The 12677-nt window shown below is 44.2% G+C and carries 10 protein-coding genes, 1 tRNA gene and 1 riboswitch; of the genes, 2 read left to right on the top strand and 9 right to left on the bottom strand.

Features of this window, described 5'->3' with window-relative positions; all coding sequences use genetic code 11:
• Window positions 1–177 precede the first annotated feature (177 nt).
• The 9 genes from AC1F2U_RS23345 to AC1F2U_RS23305 form a co-directional block, all read right to left on the bottom strand.
• A complete protein-coding gene (locus AC1F2U_RS23345) occupies window positions 178–351 on the bottom strand; it encodes a hypothetical protein (RefSeq protein ID WP_480263264.1) in 174 nt (57 codons plus the stop codon).
• 57 nt (window positions 352–408) lie between these two features.
• Window positions 409–1377, bottom strand: coding sequence for a 2-dehydropantoate 2-reductase (locus AC1F2U_RS23340; RefSeq protein ID WP_480263263.1), 969 nt, complete (start codon window positions 1375–1377; stop codon window positions 409–411).
• Window positions 1378–1523: 146 nt separating this feature from the next.
• On the bottom strand, window positions 1524–2399 hold the full coding sequence (locus tag AC1F2U_RS23335) for an inositol monophosphatase family protein (protein WP_480263262.1): 876 nt from the start codon (window positions 2397–2399) through the stop codon (window positions 1524–1526).
• A 569-nt stretch (window positions 2400–2968) separates the two neighbouring features.
• On the bottom strand, window positions 2969–3574 hold the full coding sequence (locus AC1F2U_RS23330; protein ID WP_480263261.1) for a PEP-CTERM sorting domain-containing protein: 606 nt from the start codon (window positions 3572–3574) through the stop codon (window positions 2969–2971).
• 93 nt (window positions 3575–3667) lie between these two features.
• Entirely contained in the window at window positions 3668–4408 is a 741-nt protein-coding gene (locus AC1F2U_RS23325) for a cobalt-precorrin-6A reductase (protein ID WP_480263260.1), read from the bottom strand.
• Window positions 4405–4824, bottom strand: a complete 420-nt coding sequence (locus AC1F2U_RS23320; RefSeq protein WP_480263300.1) for a DUF1636 domain-containing protein — start codon at window positions 4822–4824, stop codon at window positions 4405–4407. Before AC1F2U_RS23320 ends, AC1F2U_RS23325 begins: the two co-directional genes overlap by 4 nt.
• A 22-nt stretch (window positions 4825–4846) precedes the next feature.
• Window positions 4847–5018, bottom strand: a riboswitch (cobalamin riboswitch).
• Window positions 5019–5067: 49 nt separating this feature from the next.
• Window positions 5068–5847, bottom strand: a complete 780-nt coding sequence (cobA, locus tag AC1F2U_RS23315; protein WP_480263259.1) for a uroporphyrinogen-III C-methyltransferase — start codon at window positions 5845–5847, stop codon at window positions 5068–5070.
• Window positions 5844–6569 (bottom strand): sirohydrochlorin chelatase, encoded by a 726-nt coding sequence (locus AC1F2U_RS23310; protein WP_480263258.1) that lies wholly within the window; start codon window positions 6567–6569, stop codon window positions 5844–5846. The genes cobA and AC1F2U_RS23310 overlap by 4 nt, the downstream gene beginning before the upstream one ends.
• Before the next feature lie 143 nt (window positions 6570–6712).
• Entirely contained in the window at window positions 6713–7096 is a 384-nt protein-coding gene (locus AC1F2U_RS23305; protein WP_480263257.1) for a DUF4359 domain-containing protein, read from the bottom strand.
• Between the two features lie 124 nt (window positions 7097–7220).
• On the opposite strand from AC1F2U_RS23305, the gene AC1F2U_RS23300 reads away from it, so the two are divergent.
• Window positions 7221–7293, top strand: a tRNA-His gene (locus tag AC1F2U_RS23300).
• Between the two features lie 459 nt (window positions 7294–7752).
• Window positions 7753–12456, top strand: coding sequence for an ATP-binding protein (locus AC1F2U_RS23295; RefSeq protein ID WP_480263256.1), 4704 nt, complete (start codon window positions 7753–7755; stop codon window positions 12454–12456).
• Window positions 12457–12677: the final 221 nt, after the last annotated feature.

Genomic DNA, 12677 nt, shown 5'->3' with positions numbered 1-12677 from the left:
TATTGACTGGTGACTGTTGACTGTTGACTGTTAACGGTCTAAAAAGGTGTATTTCATCACATCTCTAGAATATTGGGTTTTTTCTACACTTTTTTATAACCTCTATTCTGTACCTTAAACTGTCACATCAATCGAGCAGATATATCTGTGACATACAGGAAGGAAAAATTTTAATATTTATAAAGATGCAGGTCGATGCAACAAAGGTGCAGGTCGATGCAACAAAGGTGCAGGTTGATACAATAAAGATGCAGGTTGATACAACAAAGATGCAGGTCGATACAACAAAGGTGCAGGTTGATGCAACAAAGGTGCAGGTCGATGCAACAAAGGTGCAGGTTGATGCAACAAAGATGCAGGTCAAGAGACTTGTGTGTACACCGTAGTCAACAGTCACCAGTCAAAATTTTACTTAGTCGCCTCCAGTAACTTGACGCTGGCATAAATTGCATTAATATGAGGTGTGGGAATTTGAGTAAGTTTTCCCAATTCTGCCACCGCGCCAACAATCGCATCTATCTCCGTAGCGCGTCTGGCTTCGATATCTTGTAGCATTGAGGTTTTATGGGAACCAACGTTTTCTGCCCCATTAATTCGCTGTTCTAAAGTGATGCCAAACTTTATACCTAAGTTTTCTGCGATCGCTTGAGTTTCAGTCATCATTTGTCGCGCTAGTTCGCGAGTGAGGGGATAGCGACAAATATCTTCTAGAGTAGCACCAGTCAGGGCACTAATCGGATTAAACGCCACATTTCCCCACAACTTGATCCAAATTTCCGTGCGAATTTGATTGCGGATTGGTGCTTTGAATCCTGCTTGTTTTAAAGTCTGTGCCAGTAATTGGATGCGTTCGGTTTTAGTGCCGTCGATTTCACCGAGAGTAAAGCGATCGCCTTCAATATGTTTAATTACACCTGGTTCAATTATCTCAGTTGCCGGGTAAACAACACAACCAATAGCGCGTTCAGCACCGATATTAGCTTCAATAATCCCATCGGGGTCAACAGATTGAATCCGCGTACCTTCATACTCACCGCCATGTTGACGAAAGTACCACCAAGGAACGCCATTTTGGGCTGTCACCACCATCGTGTGAGCATCGTAGAGTGTAGGGAGAAAGCGTGCGATCGCAGATACACTGTGAGCCTTCACAGTTAAAATTACTACATCCTGTGACCCAGCTGACTGAATATCACTCGTTGCCATCGGAGTAACAATTTGGCTGGAACCGTCTGCCATAAGTAACTTCAGCCCATTTTTTTGAATTGCCTCCAAATGAGAACCACGCGCGATTAATGTCACCTCTTCACCTGCCAGTGCCAATTTCGCCCCTAAATATCCACCAATCGCACCCGCGCCAACAATACAGATTTTCATTTAGCCAAAAAATATGATTTGTGGAAAACGGTATCCAGTTCAGTTCCCAGTAGTGAATTCTCAAGCTTAGAGTGGGAAGATTCACAACTACTACTCATTACTCATTACTCATTACTCATTACTCATTACTCATTACTCATTACTTCTTACTCACCACTCCTAAAGCTTTGCATCGCTGCTAATAAATCTTGATGAACAGATTTTGAGGCAGCTACGATCAATCCAGGCATACTATAGTTTTGACAAGTGTGCAGTGGCGGTAAAGTCGAACCGTCCAGAGTAGTTACAATCCAGCCAGCCTCTTTTGCAATAAAAGCGAGTGCAGCACTATCAAGAAATTTGCCCGATTTAATGACTGCTCCACTCAAGTCGCCAGTGAGAATACCATTGAGATTGGGAATTTGAATATCACTAGAGTAATCAGTTGCTATATCGATTACTTTATATCGATCTTTTAATAAATCTGCGATGGAATTCATTCCCCATCCTAATAAAATAGAAGGTTTGGCGGATGTTATATCTAATGGGGCACAGGCTTCTAAGTTCATGTCTAGTGTGCCTTTAAAAGCACCTTCACCTCGAAGGGCGTAAAAATAAATGTTTTGGGCAGGAGAAATCGCAATTACTGCTTCAAAGTCATCCGCATTTAGAATACTGAGAATAATTTGGTAATTAGAATGTCCATCCATATAAAACTTCGTGCCATCAATCGGGTCGAGTGTGACTAAATAATCACCTTCTGAGCCGAGTTCGGTAGCGCGAAAATATTTGGTATTATTAGAACTTTCATATTCTTCACCATAAAAGCGAATATCTGGGAAAGTGCCTAGTAATACTACTTCTACTAGATTTTGAATAGCCACATCTGCGTCAGTAAGAGCAGCACTAAAAAAGTTGTTTGCTTGTTCTTTGGCAGGAAGTGCAGCAATTTTTGGTTGTAGAAAATTGGCATAGGCTGCTGCTACTTTGAGATGGGGGAGTAAAGTCTCTAAAATTAATCGAGTAGTTGGTTTTGTGAACATTGCAGCAAACTCCTTTTAGAAATAATCTACCGTCCGCAGGGCGATAGAATTCTATATCTAGACAAAATTACGGTATCATTTTGATGCAATGATACCACCGTTGCTATATTACTTTAATCTGTGTGTCTCCAAGAGCCTATAGAGAAATCGCAAGTTTTCTCGTAAATTTAAGGGTTTAAGACCGAACGTCAACACTTGTCAACACTTAGTACAGCATTTCATTAATTCATAGCGAATTAAATTTGGCAATACTCTACAATGCCAATGCATCGGCTTGCATTGTGAATGCATTGGCTTGCATTGTGAATGCATTGGCTTGCAGTGTTAATGCATTGGCTTGCATTGTGAATGCATTGGCTTGCATTGTAAATGCGTTGACTTGCATCGTGAATGCATTGGCTTGTATTAAAAACGCTACGCTTTATACGCAAAACTGTACTTAGCTCAAGTTACCCTACAAAAAGCAAGCTACCATCGGGCTTTAAATTCCCATCTGAAACTCTCTTTTTTACAAGACGCTACGCGTAGCTTGCTTACCTGTAAGGGTATAATTTTGAATTTTGATGGTTTTAGGAAACTTTTTCGAGCTTCTTCTGAGTAAATTTGGATAGATTGTGGCGTTTGAGTAATGAAGGTGCGCCAACAAGAGTACCAAGAATGAGTAGGCTAAGGATAGAAGTGGGTTCAGGAACAGCGACTATGGTTGCAGAAAAACTAATAGGTAACTCACTATCTTCTAATCCTAAATTTTCAAAACCTGGTATGATTGGCGGCGCAGAAAATACCTCTAAATAACCTGGTGTTGGCAAAAAACTCGCGAAAAATGGACTAGAATAGTTTCCTCCAGAAGTGGAATACCCAAAACCATCACCTGTTAACTGCTGAGTATTAAGACTAATTAAATTATCAACGTTAAAAGGTTCGTTTCCTGGGATCGGAGTCCCAGCGGGTTGCAAACCGGTAATTGTTTCACCATTTCGCGTACCAGTAATTCCAGTAATTGAGTAAAAACCCAAATCGTTAGGAGTGTCATTAGTGGTGAAAGTACCATTCGCCGCTATGCCAGTACCAGAATAATTCCAGTTCCAACTTAAAGCAGAAGCAGCTGGCATTGTCCCGAAAACTAATCCAGATGTAGTGACGAGGGCTATGGCAGATAGAGCTAGATTTTTCATGGAAGTCGTTGCTGCGATCGCGGATCTTGTAGAAGGCTCCCGTGTATTATACGGAAATTAGGAAAGATTGTACGATCGATCTTGGCTATTTACCTAGCAGCGAGCTGATAACCACGCCAAAGCAGCATCAACATTATTAACCTGCTCCCCTGGCGGTATGGCTGGACGATTTACCATCACAACCTTTACGCCCAGTTCTCGCGCGGCAATCATCTTGGGCTTTGTCGCATCGCCACCGCTATTTTTGCTGACGATGGTATCAATGTTATTCTCAATCAGAATTTGTCTTTCATTATTGAGGGTAAAAGGCCCGCGATCGCACAATACCATCCCCGGCGGTACTAAAGCATCTTCGCCAGGAGGGTCAATCATCCGCATCAAAAACCAAATTTTCTCCAAATGAGCAAAAGCAGCCAGTTCTTGCCTGCCAACTGTCAAAAATACCCGCTGTGACTGATTTTGCAGGGCTATTGCTGCGGCTGCAACACTATCAACTTCAATCCAGCGATCGCTACTTTCTTTTTCCCAAGGCGGACGGATTAACATCAAACGGGGTACTCTAACTTCCGTTGCTGCATCTGCCGCATTGAAGGAAATCTGACTAGCAAAAGGATGGGTTGCATCAATTAATAAGTCGATTTGCATGACTCGCAGATAGCTAGCCAATCCAGCCACACCCCCAAAGCCTCCAACCCGCAAATCGCCCAGCGGTACTGACGGTTCGCGGGTGCGTCCAGCTAGAGAGGTGATTACTTCTAACCCTTGGATAGTCGTAACTTTGGCAGCTAATTCTGCTGCATCACCCGTCCCACCCAAAATCAAAACGCGGATCATTTAGATAAAGGTGGAATCTTTGCTAAAATGCCCTTCTTCATTGCTTCTGGACGCTCTGACCAAGGCAGCAAACCATCTGCTTTGGCATAGTATTGGCTAGCACATTCCAGCACAGCAGAGGCACTGCCATCAACAGCTAAATCACCAAATAAATATGTTAATTTGCCTTTGGCACTAAAGGCAACTACACAAGAACGATTACAAGCACTCATGCATTCAACTTCCTGAATTGGGAATCGATCTCGTAACTCCCAATCTTGTGCCAGCTGCTGAAGTTGGTGTAAAAGTTTTTCACCACCACTTTCACCTAAACGTTTTCCATTTTGCCAAACACTAGCACAGGTTTTGCAAACAAATAAAGTATGTTCGGCAACTTCCATTGGGCTGGTTGGGGAAATATTTACAGTCGTAGTCATCTGTACCTCGCAGATATGTGAAACTAATAAATCTATTTCGGCGGGCATCCTGACTCACTCAATTTGAGATTTTCGATTTAGTTTCTGAATCTCACATTGGTTCACAGTTGCGGGACAGCGCCGGATTTGCACCGAACTTTCCCCGTTACCTCTGGTGGCTGACTCCCACCAGAACCGAATCACCTTATCGATCGTACACTAGGGTTATCGTAAAATACGAAACAATAAGCTTTTTGCCAACCATCAAACTGGACGACAGCCAGATAAAATACTGTGCATCTTCACTACTTGCCCAATAACTGCGATCGCAGGCGCACTAAATCCAGTTTCCTCTACCTGTGTGACAATTGTCTCCAATGTCCCAATTAATTCTTCTTGTTCTGGGCGCGTACCCCAGCGCACCAAAGCAATCGGCGTTTCTAAATTCAACCCAGCTGTAATTAATTCTTCCACAATATAAGGCAGATTGTGAATTCCCATATAAATTACAATGGTTTCGGAACCGTGAGCGATCGCACTCCAATTCACTATCGGTCTATACTTACCCGCCACTTCATGACCAGTTACAAATGTGACTGATGAACTATACAGCCGATGCGTCAAAGGAATACCTGAGTATGCTGCTGCTGCAATTCCCGAAGTGATACCTGGCACAACTTCCGTTGATATTCCAGCTTTGACTAATTCTTCCATCTCTTCGCCACCGCGACCAAAAATAAACGGATCGCCGCCCTTGAGCCGCACTACAATTGCACTATCTTGTGCTTTCTCAATCAGCAATTGAGTTGTTTCTGATTGCAACAACGAATGTCTCCCCGCACGTTTACCAGCATTAATTTGCTCGGCTTGGGGATTAATCATTGCCAAAATTGCCGGACTCACCAAGGCATCATAGATGACTACATCTGCACATTCCAACAAACCTTTTGCCTTCAGGGTAATTAATCCTGGATCTCCTGGCCCCGCACCTACTAAATAAACCTTTCCCAAATACTTGTTCTCCTGTTTTTCTGTGCGGTTCATTTCTCTGTTAAATCCCAAATTAGCTCGGCTAATTCTGCACTTGCTCCCAGTGGCTCTGCCAGTTGGAAATTCACCGCAGAAAATTGTAATTTTAGCTCCTCTATTGAGGTAGCGATCGCATCGGTTATTGCACCAGCGAATAAAAAGTATGGCAAGATTGCAATTTCTCGATAACCAGCAGTTACTAACTCTTTCACTCGTGATTCTAAACTAGGAGGCCCAGCCCAATAAGCGCTCACGGCTCCCAAACTCGCCGCCATTGCTTCCACAGTTTCTTGCGAACCTGGGCGACGGCTACCATGAGCTAAGAGAATCCATGCTTCTGCTTTCATAGCAGCTATTTGCTTTGTCAGCAATTTCTCTAAATTCGGGTGAGAGCCTAAGTATGGTTGCAACTCAATCATCATATCTTGACCAGCAGCCTGTTGTGCGAGTGCTACTTCGGCGGGAATGTCTGTCATCACATGGACTCCCGGCAGCAGAAATAGCGGTACAATTTTGAGGCGATTTTCATTTTGAGACAGTGAGTAATCGCCAAAAGCGCTTTTAGCAAATTGTTGAATCTGCTCGTGTAAAGGCTGAGGACTCATTTCTAAAGCAGCGATGCCAACCAAATGTTCGCTTGAGAATTTCTGACATATCAGCCTAGCTAGTTGCTGCATAGCAATTTCTGGGCGCGGGTCGCGGCTTCCGTGAGATAGTAGTAGATAGGCAGATGACATCGGTAAAGCTTGAATTCTTAGTTACTATTCTTATTTAAGATTAAGCTGGGGATAATAAGTACTCTGGTAATTATTGAAACTATTATTAATTACTAAATACAAGTATACTTAATCACTTTTATATTCTCCCCCTACTCCTTACCTTATTGTTTTTCGGCAGTGTAAGTATAAAATTGATCGAAAGCTCCTACCGTTTCAAATTTGTACGAAGGTATCCAAGAGTTTATTTTTAAATCTGTACGGTAAATGCTAAAAATCACGAAATCTTGCCTTTCTGTGGTCTTGGCAATAATTTCTTGGATTTGTGGGTTAGCCGAGTCAACTAACTTATCACAATTAAAACGGATTAAATTTTCAATAATATTCGTAGTTTTTTTACATACATCGGTTTTTAAGTATTTTGTCAGCCGTTGAACTGCATATTCTTCATATTCAACCTGACTGGGATTGGTTTTCGCCATTGTCACACCCAGGGCGGCGAGTCCTACTGCTGCTCCAGTATACGCGATGATGGTCAATGGTTTCATATTTGCCAAGTAAAATTCATTGTAATTGTTAGATTCTGGAGACTCTAAATCAACTAAGTCCGTTCCTTGAAGAAAAACTCTTGATCGCTTGCCAAATTGTTGCTATAATCAAAATTGTTGAATGGCGAGCGTAGCCAAGTGGTTAAGGCAGTGGTTTGTGGTACCACCATTCGTGGGTTCAATTCCCATCGTTCGCCCTGGTAATTTCATATTCATAGCTATACTCCTATTAAAGGTGGATTGTATGGTGCGAACAATTATAAGCATCACTTTACAACAATCTGTCATCTCATAGCTTTATGACTTGCAAGGATTGCAAGCCTACTATAATTCATTAGGTTATCTTATTAAATAAGTTTATGATATAAGCAAAATTACTTGCTAAATGAAAATTAGGTATGCAATGTCTTACATCGTTTTGGGCTGATGCGATCGAGGCAAGTAATACCACTTTTAATTATCTTATTCCTATACTATTACTATATAGTGAGTCCTCGATTCCATCCTAATTCTGCTTCTACAAGCCTCTCTTTTCCTAGACTCAAGCTCTGGACTGTTGAAGCTATAAATTTACGCTTTGCAGCATCCTTTAATTGGACTGCTGTTTGTTTTAATAACTTTTTAAGCCAAGAAGTTAATACCGCTCAGAAAAAGGGATGCTGAATTTTCAAACCTTATTTGAATCAATACCAGGATTGTATATCGTCTACTCACTCGACTTAGTGATTGTTGGGGGAAGTGATGCTTACTTCCGGGCAACGAAGACAAAACGAGAAGATGTCGTTGGTCGCCATTTGTTCGAGGTTTTTCCAGACAATCCCGACGATCCAAATGCTACTGGAGTTCGGAATTTGCGTGCCTCCTTAGAAAACGTACTGAAGCATCAAAAGCCTGACATGATGGCAGTGCAGAAGTATGATATTCGCCGCCCAGAATCAGAAGGCGGTGGCTTTGAGGAGCGGTACTGGATGCCAACTAACTCGCCAGTCTTTGATGAAAACGGTGAGATGACGCACATTATTCACCGAGCCGAAGATGTTACCGAGTTTGTGCGGGTGCAGCAACAGCGAAATGAACAGCGTCAGTTGAATCGATCGCTCCAGACTCGCACCGACCAAATGGAGATGGAAATCTACGCCAGAGCGCAGGAGTTACAAGAGGTCAACGAACAGCTACAAGCGGCGAATGAAGCATTATCAGAACTCGATCGCGCTAAGACCGTCTTTTTCAGCAATATCTCCCATGAGTTTCGCACGCCTTTAACACTGATGTTGAGTCCGCTTGAAGACTTGTTACTCGACACTCAAGCCCCATTAGCGCCCCAACAGCGCGATCGCCTTGAACTAGTACAGCGAAACGGACTCCGGTTGCTAAAATTAGTCAATGCGCTGCTTGATTTTTCGCGCCTGGAAGCGGGGCGAATGCAAGCATCCTATGAACCGATTGACTTAGCCGCATTGACAAGAGAGTTAGCTAGTATGTTTTGCTCGCTCATGGAACAGGCCGATCTGGAGTTCGCGATCGACTGTCCGACCTTGCTAGAGGCAATCTATATCGATCGCCAAATGTGGGAAAAAATTGTATTTAATTTATTATCAAATGCTTTTAAGTTTACGTTGACAGGAACCATCACTGTTCGATTGCAGCAAAATTACAATACTGTTAATTTAATCGTTGAAGATACTGGAAGTGGCATTCCGGAAGCTGAAATTTCGCACCTATTTGAACGGTTTTATCAAATCAAAGGGTTACAGGGACGAAGTTTTGAAGGCTCTGGAATTGGCTTATCGCTCGTGCAAGAACTGGTAAAACTGCATGGCGGTAAGATTAACGTTACCAGTGTTTTAGGACAGGGCAGCCGATTTACGGTTTCCATTCCGAGCGGGTGCGCGCATTTACCACAAGAACAGTTGAGTGCCTCTGTTACTGTGGCATCAAACACACTCAGCGCCACCCCATACCTTGAAGAAGCGTCGCGCTGGCTTTCAAAAGAGGCGGGAGAGCAGGGGGGCAGAGGAGATAGGGAGAAAGAAGATAGTTTTGATACAGTCTCTTTCCCCTTTGCTCCTTTGCTCCTTTGCTCCTCTGCCCGAATTTTGCTGGCAGATGACAACGCCGATATGCGGCATTATGTGCAGCGATTGTTAAGTCAACGGTATGAGGTTGAGGTAGTCGCGGATGGGATGGCGGCTTTGGCTGCGATTCAGGCACAACGCCCGGATTTGATTCTCAGCGATGTGATGATGCCGGAGCTAGATGGGTTTGAGTTGCTGCATCAGCTGCGGACTGACCCCCAAACCAGAGAATTACCCGTGATTTTGTTGTCAGCGCGGGCGGGCGAAGAGGCTTGTGTAGAAGGGTTGGCTGCGGGAGCCGATGATTATTTAATTAAACCGTTTTCAGCTCGGGAATTATTGGCTCGTGTTGACTCAACTTTAAAATTGGTAGATATCCGCAAACAAGCGACTTATACACTGCAAGCCAGCGAACAGCAGCTTAAACTTGCTCTTAAAACCAGCAAACTCGGCTCTTGGGAATTCGATCTCAAAACAAACGTTCTATCTGTTTCTGACCAGTGCAAAATAAACTATGGTCTACCCATTGATGCTGATTTCTCGCACCAAATTTTAATGGAGCGGATTCACCCAGAGGATCGGACTTGGGTGCAAGCGGCAATTAAAGACTCGATTACCAACCGCACCGATTACGATGTCGAATACCGCAATGTTTGGAACGATGGCAGCACGCACTGGGTAATTGTTCGGGGGCATCCGCTCTACGACGAGGCGGGAAATCCTGAGCGGATGGTGGGGATTTCAATCGATATTACCGATCGCAAAATTGCCGAAGCTGACCTACGGGAAGCCCATGTGCAATGGGAGGCTGCTTTAGCGGCAGGAGCGATTTACACATGGCGGTGGAAGATTCTTGATAATCTAGTGACCGTGAATGCAGCTTTTGCTGACTTGTTTGGCGTTGACTCAGCGAAGGCGACGACCGGCTTACCGATTGAACTATTTATACAGGCGATGCACGAGGAAGACCGCCCACGAGTGATTGCAGCCATTAACCAAGCGATTGAAACTGGCGAAGAATACATAAGTGAGTACCGCATTTATACGGCGGTGGGCCAGGAGCGCTGGGTTGCCGCACGCGGTCGCGTTGAATATGCTGCTGATGGCAAAGCGATCGCTTTTCCTGGGGCACTGGCAGACATCACTGAACGCAAACAAGCCGAATCCGCTTGGCGACAGATTTCTGTCGAACTCGAACGACAACTGCGAAAGTTTGATGCGATCGCCTCTTCCGTACCCGATTTTATTTATACATTCGATCTGTCTGGACGGTTCACTTACATCAATCAGCCATTGCTTGACCTCTTACAGAAAACATCGGCCCAAGCCCTCGGCAAAAACTTTTTTGACCTGGATTATCCAACCGATTTAGCAACCCGGCTTCAAAATCAGATTCAGCAAGTCATTGAGACGGGCCAACCGCTCAAAGATGAAACGCCGTATACAAGTGCATTCGGCACGCGGTCTTATGAATACATTTTCGTTCCGCTTTTGGGGATAAATGGCGCAGTAGAAGCGGTGGCAGGTGTGACGCGAGATATTAGCGATCGCAAGCAAATCGAAGCGACTGTCAAAGCCAGCAACGAACGACTGAAGCTGCTTTCAGAAGTCGCCAACGATCTATTGCTCAACGAAGATCCCAAGGCATTTTTAGCCAGTTTGTTTGAAAAGCTTTCCACTTATTTGGGACTGGAAGTTTACTTCAATTACTTGTTTCAAGAAGACGAGCAACGCCTTGAGCTACAAGCCTATGGAGGTATTTCAGAAGACATTGCTTTATCTGTTAAATTTTTGGAGTTAGGGCAGGGGGTATGTGGTTATGTGGTGCAACATCAGAAGCCAGCGATCGTTGAAAATGCACTCTCAAAAACCGATCCACTTGCTGTTCAAGTTAAGTCAATCGGTGCCAGAGCTTATGCCTGTCATCCACTGATAGTAGGCGATGCCTCCGGGGGGCAAAGCCAACGCATCTTGGGTAGTCTGGGACTGGGAACTCGTCAACGCGATCGCTTTACTCCCGACGAACTCGATCTCATGCAAACGGTTGCTAATCAAGTCGCTGCTGCTTTAGAACGATCGCGCCTAGTTGCAGAGCTACAGGCACGCGCCGAAGCTTTAGATCAAAGTAATCGCATTAAAGATGAGTTTCTGGCGGTTCTCTCCCATGAGTTGCGTACTCCCCTGAATCCAATTCTGGGATGGTCAAAACTGTTGCAGCAGAAAAAGCTGGATGCTACAAAAACAACTACTGCGCTTGCCACCATCGAGCGCAACGCCCAACTCCAGGTGCAACTGATCGATGACTTGCTGGACATCTCCCGAATTCTGCAAGGCAAAATGAGCTTATCAACCTCACCCATTGACCTGAATACAGTGATCTGTGCCGCGCTGGAAACGGTTCGGCTAGCCGCAGAAGCTAAATTAATCCAAATTCAGACGACCGTCTCGCCGATTCTGGGAGTGGTAGTTGGGGATGCAGGACGATTGCAGCAGGTGGTGTGGAATCTTCTGTCGAACGCCGTTAAATTCACACAAAAAGGGGGGCAAGTCACAATTGCGCTATCCCAAGTTGAAAATCACGCCCAAATTCAAATCACCGACACCGGAAAAGGGATTCGTGCCGATTTTCTGCCCTACGTGTTTGAGCATTTCCGGCAAGAAGATAGCGCAACCACCCGCAAGTTTGGCGGGTTAGGGTTGGGACTAGCGATCGTCCGCCAAATTGTCGAGATGCACGGCGGAACGGTTACAGTAGACAGTCCAGGTGTTGAGCTAGGAGCAACATTCACAGTTCAAATTCCGCTTGCACCTCAATTAACTGAAGCACCAATCTTAAATCAATCGCCCGTTCAGGAGAGTGATTTGAGTGGCATTCACATTTTAGTCGTCGATGATGAAACGGACTCGCGGGAGTTCATCGCTTTTGTTCTAGAGGAATATGGCGCGATCGTCACTGCTGTTGCATCTGGGGCTGATGCACTGCAAGCATTTACTCAATCCATTCCCAACACGATCGTCAGTGACATTGGGATGCCAGAGATGGATGGTTATATGCTGATCCGGCAAATTCGCGCCCTTCCACCTCAGCAAGGGGGACAAATTCCCGCTATTGCTCTAACGGCTTATGCCGGAGAACTCGATCAACAGCAAGCGATCGCTGCCGGATTTCAACGTCATGTTGCCAAACCTATCGATCCAGAAGTTTTGGTGGCGATCGTCATCGAAATGCGGACTTACAGTAGAATTCAGAGTTCAGAATTCAAAATTGTTAAAGGATCGGAATAACATTTGATGAATAAATATACTAATTATTCTAAATTATTCTAGATTCCTTTGAAAAATAAATAATAGCGGCACAATTACTTGTTCTCAACATTAGCACAATATCGCCAATATTCAAAGTTGCAGAATAAATTATTTCTACCTATAAAAATGAATATTAGCATTCTGAAATAATTAAAAAAATGTTGATTTACAAGTCTTATAGAGCTTGATAAATAGGTCGG

The sequence above is a fragment of the Nostoc sp. LEGE 12454 genome, from assembly GCF_056620565.1.
Note: the sequence above shows the minus strand (reverse complement) of the source record. Positions and strands in the feature narration are given on the sequence as shown.